This window comes from Pseudomonas sp. C8002, from assembly GCF_013385765.1.
Taxonomy (GTDB): Bacteria; Pseudomonadota; Gammaproteobacteria; order Pseudomonadales; family Pseudomonadaceae; genus Aquipseudomonas.
In genome coordinates, this window is record NZ_JACAPJ010000046.1 from 13,636 (window position 1) to 28,371 (window position 14,736).

The 14,736-nt window shown below is 62.1% G+C and carries 14 protein-coding genes; 3 read left to right on the forward strand and 11 right to left on the reverse strand.

The window, feature by feature from the left end; genetic code table 11:
• Positions 1–11 precede the first annotated feature (11 nt).
• Positions 12–953, forward strand: coding sequence for a polysaccharide deacetylase family protein (locus tag HX814_RS30525; protein WP_003219811.1), 942 nt, complete (start codon positions 12–14; stop codon positions 951–953).
• On the opposite strand, the gene pcaC is transcribed toward HX814_RS30525, so the two are convergent.
• The 11 genes from pcaC to pcaR form a co-directional block, all read right to left on the reverse strand.
• Positions 950–1,342: a 4-carboxymuconolactone decarboxylase gene (gene pcaC, locus HX814_RS30530; RefSeq protein WP_003219813.1), complete on the reverse strand. Its 393-nt coding sequence runs from the start codon at positions 1,340–1,342 to the stop codon at positions 950–952. The two genes, HX814_RS30525 and pcaC, sit on opposite strands and share 4 nt — an antisense overlap.
• 187 nt (positions 1,343–1,529) lie before the next feature.
• Complete coding sequence (gene pcaD, locus HX814_RS30535) at positions 1,530–2,321, reverse strand: 3-oxoadipate enol-lactonase (protein WP_003219815.1); 792 nt, start codon at positions 2,319–2,321, stop codon at positions 1,530–1,532.
• Between the two features lie 10 nt (positions 2,322–2,331).
• Positions 2,332–3,696, reverse strand: coding sequence for a 3-carboxy-cis,cis-muconate cycloisomerase (locus HX814_RS30540; protein ID WP_008431146.1), 1,365 nt, complete (start codon positions 3,694–3,696; stop codon positions 2,332–2,334).
• Between the two features lie 49 nt (positions 3,697–3,745).
• Complete coding sequence (locus tag HX814_RS30545; RefSeq protein ID WP_003219818.1) at positions 3,746–5,041, reverse strand: MFS family transporter; 1,296 nt, start codon at positions 5,039–5,041, stop codon at positions 3,746–3,748.
• A gap of 180 nt (positions 5,042–5,221) precedes the next feature.
• On the reverse strand, positions 5,222–5,788 hold the full coding sequence (gene pcaG, locus HX814_RS30550; protein WP_003219820.1) for a protocatechuate 3,4-dioxygenase subunit alpha: 567 nt from the start codon (positions 5,786–5,788) through the stop codon (positions 5,222–5,224).
• A 1-nt stretch (position 5,789) separates the two neighbouring features.
• Complete coding sequence (gene pcaH / locus HX814_RS30555) at positions 5,790–6,494, reverse strand: protocatechuate 3,4-dioxygenase subunit beta (RefSeq protein WP_003219824.1); 705 nt, start codon at positions 6,492–6,494, stop codon at positions 5,790–5,792.
• Between the two features lie 28 nt (positions 6,495–6,522).
• Positions 6,523–7,728, reverse strand: a complete 1,206-nt coding sequence (gene pcaF, locus HX814_RS30560; RefSeq protein ID WP_177010080.1) for a 3-oxoadipyl-CoA thiolase — start codon at positions 7,726–7,728, stop codon at positions 6,523–6,525.
• Positions 7,725–8,507, reverse strand: a complete 783-nt coding sequence (locus HX814_RS30565) for a CoA-transferase subunit beta (RefSeq protein ID WP_172834582.1) — start codon at positions 8,505–8,507, stop codon at positions 7,725–7,727. The genes pcaF and HX814_RS30565 overlap by 4 nt, the downstream gene beginning before the upstream one ends.
• Positions 8,504–9,361, reverse strand: a complete 858-nt coding sequence (locus HX814_RS30570) for a CoA transferase subunit A (RefSeq protein ID WP_003219830.1) — start codon at positions 9,359–9,361, stop codon at positions 8,504–8,506. The genes HX814_RS30565 and HX814_RS30570 overlap by 4 nt, the downstream gene beginning before the upstream one ends.
• A gap of 255 nt (positions 9,362–9,616) precedes the next feature.
• Positions 9,617–10,963 (reverse strand): MFS transporter, encoded by a 1,347-nt coding sequence (locus HX814_RS30575; protein ID WP_003219832.1) that lies wholly within the window; start codon positions 10,961–10,963, stop codon positions 9,617–9,619.
• A 148-nt stretch (positions 10,964–11,111) separates the two neighbouring features.
• Positions 11,112–11,954: a pca regulon transcriptional regulator PcaR gene (pcaR, locus tag HX814_RS30580; RefSeq protein ID WP_003219833.1), complete on the reverse strand. Its 843-nt coding sequence runs from the start codon at positions 11,952–11,954 to the stop codon at positions 11,112–11,114.
• Positions 11,955–12,621: 667 nt separating this feature from the next.
• On the opposite strand from pcaR, the gene HX814_RS30585 reads away from it, so the two are divergent.
• Complete coding sequence (locus HX814_RS30585; RefSeq protein ID WP_003219834.1) at positions 12,622–12,822, forward strand: hypothetical protein; 201 nt, start codon at positions 12,622–12,624, stop codon at positions 12,820–12,822.
• Positions 12,823–13,132: 310 nt separating this feature from the next.
• Entirely contained in the window at positions 13,133–14,608 is a 1,476-nt protein-coding gene (locus HX814_RS30590) for an inorganic phosphate transporter (RefSeq protein WP_003219836.1), read from the forward strand.
• The last annotated feature ends 128 nt before the right edge of the window (positions 14,609–14,736 follow it).

A 14,736-nucleotide genomic window follows, 5' to 3' on the forward strand; every position in this document is an offset into this window, starting at 1 on the left:
GCGCGCGTGTCATGGATGACCCGCCCCAGCAGCCAATGTCATTCGAGTCCGCCATGAAACACTTCGCCACCGTATCGGCCGCACTAGCCCTGGCCCTGAGCCTCAGCGGTTGCATCGGCCCGCCCCTGGCGCTGACACCGCAAACCGAACAACGTCTGAAAACCGAGGCGCCAATCCGTTTTTTGCTGACCTTCGATGACGGCCCCAGCGCCTCGGGCTTCATGAACCCCAGCCGTTCGGTGATGGCGGACCTGGCGAACAACCCGATACAGCCGGGGATCAAGGCGGTGTTCTTCCTGCAGACCGAGGCGCCCCGCTCCGGCGGCAACCCGCGGGGCTACAAGACCATGGAGCGTGAATACGCGGCCGGCCATATCCTGGGCTTCCACACCGCGACCCCGTGGCACAGCAACCATCGCTTGCAGAATCCGGCTGAACTGGAGCACTACCTCAGCCTGGGTTCATCGACCCTCACCTCCATCACCGGCCAACCGCCCACACTGGTACGCCCGCCGTTCTGGAACTACGACAAGCGCACCTTCGCCGCCTATCAGCAACACGGCATGCATGTGTTGCTGACCGACCTGAGTGCAAACGATGGGGTGATCTGGGTGTTCAACGGCAGCCCGCGTCGACGGGAAAACCTGATACGCCAACTCTCGGTGGTGCGTGAGCGCATCGCCAAAGGCGAATTACCGACGGTGGACGGCGTGATCCCGGTGGTGGTGACCTTCCACGATATCAACCGCTACACCGCCTGGCACTTGAAGGAATACCTGCAAATCCTGCTGGACAGCGCCCATATCAATGGCGTGCCCCTCGCCACACAGCCTTTCTACACCGACCGGACAACCTTGCAGCGAGCCGCCATGGCCCGCACGGTAAAAAGCGCCGACGAAGTGGTGCACCTGCCAGGTGTGTGGAATTGGGTGTGGGACGCTGACTCGCACTAGGCGCGCGACTCTACCCCCAACTCATCCCACACCGACTCGGCCAAGTGAAACGTCGCATTCGCCGCCGGAATCCCGCAATAGATCGCGCTCTGCATCAGCACTTCCTTGATCTCGGCGCGGGTCACACCGTTGCTCGCGGCGGCGCGCAGGTGCAGCTTCAGCTCTTCGCTGCGGTTCATGCCGATGAGCATGGCGATGGTGATCAGGCTGCGGGTATGCCGCGGCAGCCCCGGGCGGGTCCAGATATCACCCCAGGCGTGGCGGGTGATCATTTCCTGGAACTCGCTGTTGAACTCGGTCAGGGCGTTGAGGCTGCGGTCGACGTGGGCGTCGCCCAGCACTTCGCGGCGCACTTGCAGGCCTTCGGCATAACGTTGTTTCTCGTCCACAAAACGCTCCTCATGCAACGGTGACGACAGGCACATACCTGTGGCGAGGGAGCTTGCTCCCGTTGGGTCGCGCAGCGACCCCAGTGAGGCCGCTGCAGAGTTTTACAAATAGTTGGGTTGCGGCTGCTCAGGGGCTGCTACGCAGCCCAACGGGAGCAAGCTCCCTCGCCACAGGGTTCAGCGATACTCAGCGCGATAGCAGAAATTCCAGCACACGGTCGCTGAACGCCGCACCGGCTTGCACGTTGGACAAGTGCGCGGCATAGAACTCGGCATACTCGGCGCCCTGCACATGCGCCTGGATAAAGTGCCCACCCGCCGGCGGCGTCACCGCATCTTCGCTGCCTGCGATCACCAGGGTCGGCACCTTGATCGACGCCAGTTGCTCGCGGAAATCCGCGTCGCGCACGGCCGCGCAGTTTGCGGCATAACCCTGGGGATCAGTCGCCGCCAGCATATCGGTGATCAGCTTGGCCTGGTCAGGATGAGCCTCGGCGAAGTCGGCGGTGAACCAGCGGGCAATTGACGCATCACGCAGGGCAACCATCGCGGCCGCACCGTCGCGCAGGACCATCTCGATGCGTGGGTTCCAGATCTCCGGCGTGCCGATCTTCGCGGCGGTGTTGCACACCACCAGCCGGCGCAAACGCTCACCCGCGTTGATCCCCAGCCACTGGCCGATCAGGCCGCCCATGGACAACCCGCAGAAATGCGCGCGCTCGATCTGCAACGCATCCAGCAGCGCCAACACGTCACGGCCCAACTGCTCGATGCTGTAGGGGCCTTCGGTGACCAGCGACTTGCCATGGCCCCGGGTGTCGAAACGCAGCACCCGGAAGTACTGGGTGAACGCCTCGATCTGGATGTCCCACATATGCAGGTCGGTGCCCAGGGAGTTGGACAGCACCAGTACCGGTGCATCTTCGGGGCCATCGAGTTGGTAGTTCAGTTCGCCATCGGCGAGTTGTACAAATCCCACAGCAGCCTCCTCAGGCAGTCAAAGCAAAATGTTCGGCCACGGCCCGGGTGACCCAGGTGTGCGCCTGGCCCAGGTAGTGCGCCGGGTCCAGCAGGCGATCGAGTTCGGCCGCCGAAAGCTCGGCAGTCACTTGGGGTTCATCCCCCAGCACCGCGCGCAGGTGGCGCCCGTCGGCGACGGCGCGTTTGCAGCATTGTTCCAGCAGATGGTGCGCGGTTTCGCGGCCCAGGCGCTGGGCGAGGACGATGCTGACCGCTTCGGCCAGTACCAGGCCCTGGGTCAGATCAAGGTTTTGGACCATGCGCCGGGGGTCGACTTCCAGGCCTTCGCTGACCAGCAGCGCCTGATGCAATGCACCGGATACCAGCCGGCAAATCTCCGGCAGGGTTTCCCATTCGGCGTGCCACAGGCCCAGGCTGCGTTCGTGTTCCTGGGGCATCGCGCTGAACATCGTTGCCACCAGGCCGGGCACTCGCGTGGCAGCGCTGATCAGCACGGCAGCGCCCACCGGGTTGCGCTTGTGGGGCATGGTCGAAGAGCCGCCCTTGCCAGGGGCCGACGGCTCAAACACTTCCGCCGCTTCGGTCTGCATCAGCAGGCTGATGTCGCGACCCAGCTTGCCGAGGCTGCCGGCGATCAAACCGAGCACCGAGGCAAACTCAACCAGGCGGTCGCGCTGGGTATGCCAGGGTTGCTCCGGCAGGCCCAGCTGCAACTCGGCGGCCAGTGCTTGCGCCACCGGCATCGCCTGTTCGCCGAGGGCCGCCAGGGTTCCGGAAGCACCGCCAAATTGCAGCACCAGCAAACGCGGCTTCAGCTCACTGAGGCGCTGCCGGTTGCGGGTGACTGCGCCGAGCCAACCGGCGATCTTCATGCCCAGCGTGACCGGCGTTGCATGCTGCAGCCAGGTCCGGCCCGCCAAAGGAGTGGTCCCATAGCGCTGGGCCTGGGCGGCAAGAATGTCCCCCAACCGCGCCAGATCATGTTCGATCAGCTCGACCGCACTGCGCAGTTGCAGCACCAGGCCGGTGTCCATCACATCCTGGCTGGTAGCGCCCAGATGCACATAACGTTCGGCGCCGGCATCTTCGCTGGCGATCAACTTGCCGAGGGCCTTGACCAAGGGAATCGCAGAGTTGCCTGCGGTGGCGATGGCGTCGCCGAGGGCATCTACGTCGTAGAGAGAAGCCAGGCAGGCCTGGGCAATGGGCGCGACGGCCGCTTGCGGGATCAACCCGACCTGAGCCTCGGCCCGGGCCAGCGCCGCTTCGAAATCCAGCATGCCCTGCAAACGCCCCTGGTCGCAGAACACTTCAGCCATGCCGTTGGCGGTGAAGTAGGCGTCGAACAGTTGGTTGCTCGTGCGCATCGTCATAACACATCCCTAGGTGGCGCATACCCGGCAACGGGCATGCGCCAGCCGGTTACAGATCGTGGTGCAAATACGCCGCCTCTTTGGGCAGGCGCAAGCTGAACAGGAACGCCACCGCCATCATCGCCGTGACGTACCAGTAGAAGGTGTTCTCCATGCCCATGGACTTGAGACCCAAGGCCACATACTCCGCCGAACCACCGAAGATCGCGTTCGCCACCGCATACGCCAGGCCCACGCCCAGTGCGCGTACTTGTGGCGGGAACATTTCGGCTTTCACCAGGCCGCTGATGGAGGTGTAGAAGCTCACGATGGCCAGGGCCAGGGTGATCAGCACAAAAGCCAGGAACGGGCTGCTGACGGTTTTCAGGGTCAACAGGATCGGCACGGTGCACAGCGTGCCCAGGGCGCCGAACCACAGCATCGAGTTACGGCGGCCAATCTTGTCCGCCAGCATGCCGAACACCGGCTGCATGCACATGTAGAAGAACAGCGCGCCGGTCATGATGTAGCTGGCGGTCTTGGCGTGCATCCCGGCGGTGTTCACCAGGTACTTCTGCATGTAGGTGGTGAACGTGTAGAAAATCAGCGAGCCGCCGGCGGTGTAGCCGAGCACGGTGATAAACGCCGCCTTGTGATCGCGGAACAGCGCGGCAATGCTGCCGGCGTCCTTGTCTTCACGCATTTCCTTGCTGGTGGTTTCTTTCAGGGTGCGACGCAGCAACAGCGAGATCACCGCCGCAATGGCGCCGATCACAAACGGAATGCGCCAGCCCCAGGCCCGCAGTTCTTCTTCGGTGAGGATCTGTTGCAGGATCACCACCACCAACACCGCCAGCAGTTGCCCGCCGATCAGGGTCACGTACTGGAACGAGGCGAAGAACCCGCGCTGGCCCTTGAGGGCGACTTCACTCATGTAGGTGGCGGTGGTGCCGTATTCGCCGCCGACCGACAGGCCCTGGAACAACCGGGCGACCAACAGCAGGGCCGGGGCCCAGGCGCCGATGTCTTTGTAGGTGGGCAAAAAGGCGATGACCAGGGAACCGGCGCACATCATCAGCACCGAGATCATCATGGAATTCTTGCGACCGTGTTTATCCGCCACCCGGCCGAACAGCCAGCCGCCGATAGGGCGCATCAGGAAGCCGGCGGCGAACACGCCGGCGGTGTTCAGCAGTTGCACGGTGGGGTCGTCCGACGGGAAAAACGCCGGGGCAAAATAGATAGCGCAGAAGGCATAGACGTAGAAGTCGAACCATTCGACGAGGTTGCCGGAAGAGGCACCGACAATCGCAAAAATCCTTTTGCTGCGTTCTTCTCCGGTGTAGTGGCTGGTTTTTGTTGTCATGTTTTTTCACTCAGTGGGAACGGTTATAGCCTAGACATACTTTGCAACAACCATGTTCCGCAAGCAGACTTTTGGATATTTATTGCCTGGGCCGGCCTCATCGCGGGCAAGCCCGGCTCCCACATTTGGAATGCATTCCCCTGTGGGAGCTGGCTTGCCTGCGATAGATCCGCAACCCACTCAATAATCGAAGAACACCGTCTCTTCGTCTGTGCCCTGCAAAATCACATTCCACTGATACACCCCCGCCGCATCCGCCTTGGCGATCAACGTGCGGCGGCGCTCCTGCGGCACACACGCCAGCAGCGCGTCATCCCCATTCGCCGCTTCACCGTCAAAGTAAATCCGCGTCAGCAGGTGCTTCACCAGCCCACGGGCAAACACCAGCACCACCAGGTGCGGCGCCTGAGTCGTGCCCTTCAACCCCGGCACACTGCCCGGCTTGATGGTGGTAAAGCGAAAACGCCCTTCAGCGTCCACCGGCACCCGGCCGAAGCCTTCGAAGTTCGGGTCCACCGGTTTGTCCTGCTCATCCTCGGGATGGTCGTACTTGCCGGCCGCATTGGCCTGCCAGACCTCCAGCATGGCGTCGTTGACCACATCGCCATTGCCATCCACCACCTGCCCGGTGATCGCCACGCGCTCGCCGAGGGTGGCGGCAACGGTCAGGTCTTCGCGGTTCAGCCAGGTCAGGCCGATGTGGTAATACGGCCCGACGGTGTGGGAAGTAGTCGCGTTGAGGCTCATCTCATTTCTCCATCGGCGTGGCGTCGCGGCCGCGCAGGACGATGTCCCAGCGGTAGCCGAGGGCATAGTGCGGAATGGTTTTTTCCAGATCGAACGAGGCGATCAGGCGTTCCTTGGCGGACGTGTCCGGGACGCAGTTGTAGATCGGGTCGTAGGCCAGCAGCGGGTCACCGGGGAAATACATCTGCGTCACCAACCGCGTCAGCACACTCGGGCCGAACAGCGAGAAGTGGATGTGCGCCGGGCGCCACGCGTTGTGGTGATTGCCCCACGGGTAGGCGCCGGGCTTGATGGTCTGGAACTGGTACCAGCCGTCGGCGTCGGTGACGGTACGCCCGGTGCCGGTGAAGTTCGGGTCCAGCGGTGCGTCGTGCTGGTCGCGCTTGTGGTTGTAGCGCCCGGCAGCGTTGGCCTGCCAGATTTCCACGAGGATGCCGGGAACGGGCAGGCCGTTTTCATCCAGCACGCGCCCGTGAATGATGATGCGTTCGCCCTGGGGCTCGCCTTCGTGCTGGGCGGTCAGGTCGTTGTCCTTCTCGTTGACGCGCTCGGCGCCGATGGTCGGGCCGGTGATTTCCGACAAGGAATGGGGCAGGAACACCAACGGCTTGGACGGCGAACGCAGGTTCGTCGACTGGTAGGCCGGGTGCAGGTAGTCAGGCTGAGTACCCGCTTGCGGGCGCCGGTATCCGGGCTTGTCACTCATGGAGCAATCCTCTTTATTCTTGTGGGTCTCAAACGCGTTCGATCGCCAGGGCCAGGCCTTGGCCCACACCGACGCACATGGTCGCCAGGCCTTTGCTGCCACCGGTTTTTTCCAGCTGATGCAGCGCGGTCAGTACCAGGCGCGCACCGCTCATGCCCAGCGGATGGCCAAGGGCAATCGCGCCGCCGTTCGGGTTGACCTGCGGTGCGTCGTCGGCAATCCCCAGTTCACGCAGCACGGCCAGGCCCTGGCTGGCGAAGGCTTCGTTGAGTTCGATCACATCGAAATCAGTTACCGCCAGGCCCAGGCGCTCCACCAGTTTGCGCACCGCCGGCACCGGGCCGATGCCCATCACACGCGGCGCCACACCGGCGCTGGCCATGCCCAGCACCCGGGCGCGGGCGGTCAGGCCGTGTTTTTTGACGGCTTCAGCAGAGGCCAGAATCAGCGCGGCGGCACCATCGTTCACACCAGAGGCGTTGCCTGCGGTGACGGTCTTTTCCGGACCATTGACCGGCTTGAGTTTGGCCAGGGCTTCCAGGGTGGTATCGGCCCGTGGATGCTCGTCGTGCTCGACCACGGTTTCGCCTTTTTTGTGGGCGACGCGCACCGGTACGATTTCTTCGGCGAAGAAACCGGCGGCCTGTGCAGCGGCCGTACGTTGTTGGCTGCGCAGGGCGAAGGCGTCCTGGTCGGCGCGGGAGACTTTATAGTCGTCGGCCACGTTGTCAGCGGTTTGCGGCATCGGGTCGACGCCGTACTGGGCCTTCATCAACGGATTGATAAAGCGCCAGCCGATGGTGGTGTCTTCCAGCTTCATGTTGCGCGAGAACGCCGCATCGGCCTTGCCCATCACGAACGGCGCGCGGGACATCGACTCGACGCCACCGGCAATCGCCAGTTCCATCTCGCCGCTGGCGATGGCGCGGAAGGCCGTGCCGATCGCGTCCATGCCCGAAGCGCACAGGCGGTTCAGGGTAACGCCGGGAATGCTCTCCGGAAGGCCCGCCAACAATGCCGCCATGCGCGCCACGTTGCGGTTGTCTTCGCCGGCCTGGTTGGCGCAGCCGAGGAACACTTCGTCCACCGCGCTCCACTCCACCGACGGGTTGCGCTCCATCAAGGCCTTGATCGGCAGTGCCGCGAGGTCATCGGCGCGCACGGTGGACAAGCCACCGCCAAAACGGCCGATGGGGGTACGAATGGCGTCACAGATAAATACGTCGCGCATCAGGCTTCTCCGGGGGCTTGGCCGTGGGCGGCAGCGGTGCGTGCCTCAAGGTCGCGCAGGGCAGTCAGTTCAATCTCGGTGGGTTCGGCGCTGGTGGTCACCTGGTCGGCAAAACGAATCGCCCAACCGGTGGCGGCCACTACTTGCTCACGGGTCACGCCGGGGTGCAGGGCGGTGACGACAAATTCGTGGCTGCCCTCCTCCGGCTCCATGATGCACAGGTCGGTAATAATCCCTACAGGACCGGCGCCTGGCAGACCCAGGCGTTTGCGCGAGTCACCGCCTTCGCCGTGGCCGACCGAAGTGATGAAGTCCAGCTTGTCGACAAACGAGCGGGCCGACTGCTTGAGGATGATCAGCACGCTCTTCGCGGAGCCGGCGATCTCCGGCGCGCCACCGGCACCTGGCAGGCGCACTTTGGGCTGGTGGTAGTCACCGACCACGGTGGTGTTGATATTGCCGAAACGGTCGACCTGGGCCGCGCCGAGGAAGCCGACGTCAATGCGCCCGCCCTGCAGCCAGTAGCGAAAAATCTCACCGGTCGGCACCACGGTGTCAGCGGTTTCAGCCAGCTCGCCGTCACCGATGGACAGCGGCAGCACCGAAGGCTTGGCGCCAATCGGGCCGGACTCGTAGATCAGCACCACATCCGGCGACGACGTCAGGCGCGCCAGGTTGGCAGCCTTGGAGGGAAGGCCGATGCCGACGAAGCACACCGAACCGTTCTTCAGGCGGCGCGCGGCGGCGACGGTCATCATTTCGTTGGTCGAGTAAGCCATTATTTGGCCTCCTGCGCGGTGGCCAGCTTGGCCTGGAATTCACTGAAATTGGCGGTGCCGTGGATGTATTCGTTGATCCACGCAGTAAACGTCTCACGGTCCCGGGCGATGGGGTCCCAGGCCTGGTAGAAACGGTTGTCACGCTCGGTGTAACCGTGGGCGTAGGACGGATGCGCGCCACCCGGCACATGGCACACGGCAGTCAGGGCCCAGGTCGGCAGCACGCAGGCGTTCATCGGCGCGTTGAGGTCGTCGACGATTTCTTCAACGGTAACGATGCAGCGCTTGGCCGCCAGGGCCGCTTCCTTCTGCACCCCGAGGATGCCCCACAGCAGCACGTTGCCCTTGCGGTCAGCCTTTTGCGCGTGGATCACGGTGATGTCCGGGCGCACCGACGGCACGGCCGCCAGTACTTCACCGGTGAAGGGGCAGGTCACGGTCTTGATCAGCGGGTTGACCTTGGGCAGGTCGGAGCCGGCGTAGGCGCGCAACACCGCGAATGGCAGGCCGGAGGCACCGGCGACGTAGGCATTGGCCAGGTCGGCGTGGCTGTGCTCTTCGATCTCCAGCGGTTGCGGCCATTGCTTTTCAACGGCGTCCCGCAGGCGATGCAGTGAACCCACGCCCGGGTTGCCGCCCCAGGAGAAAATCAGCTTGCGTGCACAGCCGGCACCGATCAACTGGTCGTAGATCAGGTCAGGCGTCATGCGCACCAGCGTCAGGTCTTTCTTGCCCTGACGAATGATTTCATGACCTGCCGCCGTAGGGATCAGGTGAGTAAAGCCTTCGAGTGCAACGGTGTCGCCGTCATTCACGAACTGCTTTACCGCATCAGCCAGCGAAAGGATTTCAGCCATGGGGTGGGCTCCCGGTATCGATCGAAAAAGGCGCTGGAGGCAGCGCCGAAGTGCTTGAAGATTAAGCCGGGGGTCGGGGCCAAACAATCCGATAATCGACTGAGTGTTCGATTATCGAACGGATTGTTTGCAAGCTATCTTTCCCTGTAGGAGCGAGCTTGCTCGCGAAAAACTTGAAGACACCGCGTTCATTCAGACTGCCAACGTCATCGTTCAAGACCTTCGCGAGCAAGCTCGCTCCTACAATAAATCGCTTCAGGTGGCGTCGGCATGGCTGACCATGCCCTTGATCACCACCGCGGTGGTGGCCAATGCCGCCGGGATCACCAGGGCGGTCAGCACCTGTTCGAAGTTCCAGCCCAGGCCCAGCAAGGTCGCGCCCATCCACGCCCCGAGGATCGCGCCAAAGCGGCCGATGCCGAGCATCCACGACACGCCCGTGGCGCGGCCCTGGGTCGGGTAGAAACGTGCGGCCAGCGACGGCATCGCCGACTGCGCACCGTTGACACACATGCCGGCGATCAACACCAGAGTCGCCAGCAGCGTGATATTGCCCAGGCTCTGCCCCACCGCGTAGGCAAACACCCCGGCCAGCAGGTAGAAAGTGCCGATGACCTTGTGCGGATTGAACCGGTCCATCGCCCAGCCCACGCCGACCGCACTCAATACGCCGCCAAACTGGAACAACGCACCGATAAACGCGGCCTGTTCCATGCTGGCGCCGCTGTCGCGCATCAGGGTCGGCAGCCAACTGGTCAGCAGGTAAACAATCACCAGGCCCATGAAATACGTCAGCCACAACAGCAAGGTGCCGGCGCTGTAGGTGCCGGAGAAGATCACCGCGAACACGTTGCGCGCCTTGACGGTTTTCTGTTCGGGCACGCTGAAGCTCGAGGCCTGGGCGACGATACCCGGCTCGATAGGCGCCAGGGTCTTGCGCACCTTGTCGGTGCCGCGATTGCGCACCACCAGGTAACGCGCCGACTCCGGCAGCCAGAACAGCAGCACCACCGCGAGGATCAGCGGCAACAGGCCGCCGATCATCAGCAGGCTGTGCCAGCCATACGCCGGGATCAGCTTGGCCGAGATAAACCCGCCACCGGCCATGCCCAGGTTGAAGCCGCAGAACATGCTGGTCACCAGCAGGGACTTATGGCGTTCCGGGGTGTATTCGGAGAGCAGTGTCGTGGCGTTCGGCATGCCGGCGCCCAGGCCGAGACCGGTGAGGAAGCGCAGGATCAGCAGTTGATCGACGTTGCTGCTGTAGGCCGAGGCCAGGCTGAAGGCCCCAAACACCAGCACCGCCCCCACCAGCACCACCTTGCGCCCGAAGCGGTCGGCGAGTGGGCCGGAGCCCAGGGCGCCGAAGACCATGCCGATCAACGCGGCACTCATTACCGGGCCGAGGCTGGCGCGGTCGATGCCCCAGTCCTGGGACAGCGCCGGGGCGATGAAGCCCATGGCGGCCGTGTCGAGGCCGTCGAGGAAGACGATGAGAAAACACAGGATCACCACTCGCCACTGATACCGCGACAGCGGCTGGGCGTTGATGAAGGACTGAACGTCCAAACAAGTACCGACAGCAGGTGAAGGCTGATTCATTATTTTTATTTCCACACCGATGGGCGGGCGAACGACCTTGAGTCGTCATTATTATTGGGGCGGCGCCTTGAAGCGCTGCCGCACATTAATAAGCCTTGGGAAACACCGTCAATTCATCCAGCCGGGATCTGTGCGGTCACCGAACAGCTTACGCAAACAGCTGCGCGCTCAGCTCCTGGCTGGCACTGAGCATGCTCGGCAGGAAACGCTGCTCCAGCTCGCTGCGGCTGACCCGCCCGGCATGGGTGCTGACGTTCAGTGCCGCCAGGACCTGGCCCGAAGCGTCGTACACCGGCACGGCGATGGAACGCAGCCCTTGCTCCAGTTCCTGGTCGACAATGCACCAGCCCTGCTGCCGCACTTCCTGCAGGCATTCGAGCAAGGCTTGCGGGGTGGTGAGGGTGCGGCTGGTCTTGGTTTGCAGGTCGGCGTGGTCGAGGTAGTCCTGCAGCGAGGCGTCATCCAGCGCCGCCAGCAGGATACGGCCCATGGAGGTGCAGTAGGCCGGGAGACGGCCGCCCACGGAAAGGTCGACGGAAATCAGGCGTTGGGTGGTGGCGGAACGGGCAATGTAGAGGATGTCATCACCTTCCAGGGTTGCCATGTTGCACGCCTCGTGGAGCTGCTCGCTCATGCGGTCCAGGTACGGCTGCGCCGAAACGGCCAGGGGCGTGGACGACAGGTAAGCGTGGCCGAGGGTCAGCACCTTGGGCAACAGCGAATAGGTACGCCCGTCGGTGGTGGCGTAGCCGAGTTTGATCAGGGTATGCAGGCAACGGCGTACGGCAGCGCGGGGGATTTCCGTGCGGTGGCTGATCTGGGCGATAGTCAGGTGGCGCTTGCGCTCCTGGAATGCCTGCACCACGGCCAGGCCGCGGGCCAGGGAGGTCATGAAATCCGGATCACCGGTAAACGCCTGGATGCGCTTGGCCGGTGACGCAACGATCGGCGGCGCCACTGATGCGAAGGAGTTGCGCAATTGATCGTTCATTTGGGGTCCTTTCTCTTATTTTTAACCGCTGCGGGAGGGTGACCGCTATTACAAGCCGCCGTGCAATGGCTGCACAAGGCAGGGCAACCAACATTGGGCGATTATCGGACGGTCATTCGATTATCGCAATTTGTCACCGCCGACCGGTGCCGGAACCCCTCTACATCCATTTGAGTGCCTTTCAGAATCGACTGATGTACGAGAGAAGTTAAGGTTGATTAACGCCTGTAGAACATTGCACGATTTATGGCGCCAATAGTTCAGCAAATACCCCACACACCTGCGTAACAAAACCCTCACACAAAGTTGACGATTTTTAACTTGTTGGCGATAGTGTTATTCAAGCGCGTGGCTATAATGCATCCTGTGCAGGAGCCAGCCTCGCCTGACCCCGAGGATAGATTTCACCCAGTCGTGCACCGGCTGCGTGCAGGCTCCGCCGCAAGTACCTGACACACATTTCGAATGCCTGCCAACTGCTTGTGGCTGTGACAAGAAAACTGTTGCTACGACAACTGCTCTTCTCCGGTATCGTGGCCGCGTGCAATAAAGAAGTGGTTTTTCCTGTATACCTTTCCACGCTGATCTTCAGATTGACGGTATACCGGGGGCGACTTCCCGGCATCGCGTTTCGCCGGAATCAAACTCAACTCAATTAGGTAACAATGTGACGAAAGACGAACTGCGCGCGGAACTTGAGCGCCAGGAACAACGTTACAAGGATGTTTACGGCGGGGAAGTCACCACCTACGCCGCCCAGCCAGAACCTGAACGCAAGCCATGGCGCAAACGAGCCAGCCTGCTCGACCAGGCCTTTGCCCAGGAAATCCAAAAGATTGAACAGGACCTCAAAGCCGAAGAGCCATAAGCGTTTCGGGTTGAGCTTCCAAAGGTGCCATCTCTCTGCCAGTACCACGCTGGTGGAGGGAAGCCCGTTATGTGGCCTTAGCGAAATTTCATACGATTGTTTCAGTTATTCCCTTCCGGCGCTTTATCCCGCGAATTTGATGGATCCTCCATATAAATCAATCACTTGCCAAAGCCCCGAAAACACCGGGATGCACGCCTCCCCCCCATTTTTTTTCGTTGAAGAATGTTACCGATGAGCAGCTAGTGCATTGATTACCGATGTTTTCTGGCATAATCGCGCCCCCTTACGACCGGGTCAGAAAACCTTCATGATCGATTTATTCAGCGGACTGGATGCTTGGGTTCTAGTGAGCCTGTTGCTCGCCCTGGCCTTTGTCCTCGCCTTCGAGTTCATCAATGGCTTTCATGACACCGCTAACGCGGTTGCCACAGTCATCTATACCAAAGCCATGCCTCCGCATCTGGCCGTGTTCTTCTCCGGGGTGTTCAACTTCCTCGGCGTGTTGCTCGGTGGGGTCGGTGTTGCGTATGCCATCGTGCACCTGCTGCCGGTGGAGTTGCTGATCAATGTGAACACCGGCCACGGTCTGGCCATGGTCTTCTCATTATTGGCAGCGGCGATCACCTGGAACCTCGGCACCTGGTATTTCGGGATCCCGGCGTCCAGTTCCCACACCCTGATCGGTTCGATCCTCGGTGTCGGCCTGGCCAACGCCCTGATCAACGACATTCCCCTGGCTGACGGCGTCAACTGGCAGAAAGCGATCGATATCGGCGCTTCGCTGGTGTTCTCGCCGATGGCTGGTTTCGTGGTTGCCGCCCTGGTGCTGCTGGGCCTGAAATGGTGGCGCCCGCTGTCGAAGATGCACAAGACACCGGATCAGCGCCGCAAGCTCGACGACAAGAAGCACCCGCCGTTCTGGAACCGCCTGGTCCTGGTGATTTCGGCGATGGCCGTGAGCTTCGTGCACGGCTCCAACGACGGGCAGAAAGGTATTGGCCTGATCATGCTGGTACTGATCGGTATCGTGCCGGCGCAGTTCGTACTGGACCTGGGCAGCACCACTTACCAGATCGAGCGCACCCGCGACGCCACGCTGCACTTGAATCAGTTCTACCAGCGCAATCAAGAAACCCTCGGTGAGTTCCTGGCCCTGGGCAAAAGCGTGAAAGACGATTTGCCGGGCAAGTTCCAGTGCAATCCGCAGCAGACTGAACCGACGATCAACGCCCTGCTGGGGACCTTGAAAGGTGTCTCTGACTACCATTCGTTGACCGCCGAGCATCGGATTGAAGTGCGTCGTTATCTGTTGTGCCTGGATGACACCGCGAAGAAGGTGGGCAAGTTGCCAGGCCTGGATGCGCGTGAGAAGTCGGACCTGGACAAGTTGCGCAAGGACCTGACGGCGACCACCGAGTACGCGCCGTTCTGGGTGATCCTGGCGGTGGCACTGGCCTTGGGCCTGGGCACCATGGTGGGCTGGAAGCGTGTGGTGCTGACCATTGGTGAGAAGATCGGCAAGCAGGGCATGACGTATGCCCAGGGTATGTCGGCGCAGATCACCACGGCCAGCATGATTGGCTTGGCCAATATCTTCAGCTTGCCGGTTTCCACGACCCATGTGTTGTCTTCGGGTGTGGCGGGGACCATGGTGGCGAACAAGAGCGGGCTGCAAGGTGGCACCGTCAAGACCATTCTGATGGCTTGGGTGTTGACGCTGCCGGCGACTGTGGGCCTTTCGGCCGGGTTGTTCTGGTTGGCTTCCAAGGCTTTGGGTAGCTGACAGCTCTTGGGCTTGTGAAGAGGGTGCGACCTGTGAGGGTCGTGCCTTTTTTTATGGCTGGGGTTTGGGTGTATATCCGTTATTTAGGTAACGGCCACTTATGGTTCCGCTCTTACAGCGGCTCACTT

Coding starts and splice junctions, on each gene's coding strand:
- HX814_RS30525 (WP_003219811.1), top strand. CDS start 12: ATGGATGACCCGCCCCAGCAGCCAATGTCATTCGAGTCCGCCATGAAA.
- HX814_RS30540 (WP_008431146.1), bottom strand. CDS start 3,696: ATGACGATGCGCACGAGCAACCAACTGTTCGACGCCTACTTCACCGCC.
- HX814_RS30545 (WP_003219818.1), bottom strand. CDS start 5,041: ATGACAACAAAAACCAGCCACTACACCGGAGAAGAACGCAGCAAAAGG.
- pcaG (WP_003219820.1), bottom strand. CDS start 5,788: ATGAGCCTCAACGCGACTACTTCCCACACCGTCGGGCCGTATTACCAC.
- pcaH (WP_003219824.1), bottom strand. CDS start 6,494: ATGAGTGACAAGCCCGGATACCGGCGCCCGCAAGCGGGTACTCAGCCT.
- HX814_RS30570 (WP_003219830.1), bottom strand. CDS start 9,361: ATGGCTGAAATCCTTTCGCTGGCTGATGCGGTAAAGCAGTTCGTGAAT.
- HX814_RS30575 (WP_003219832.1), bottom strand. CDS start 10,963: ATGAATCAGCCTTCACCTGCTGTCGGTACTTGTTTGGACGTTCAGTCC.
- pcaR (WP_003219833.1), bottom strand. CDS start 11,954: ATGAACGATCAATTGCGCAACTCCTTCGCATCAGTGGCGCCGCCGATC.
- HX814_RS30590 (WP_003219836.1), top strand. CDS start 13,133: ATGATCGATTTATTCAGCGGACTGGATGCTTGGGTTCTAGTGAGCCTG.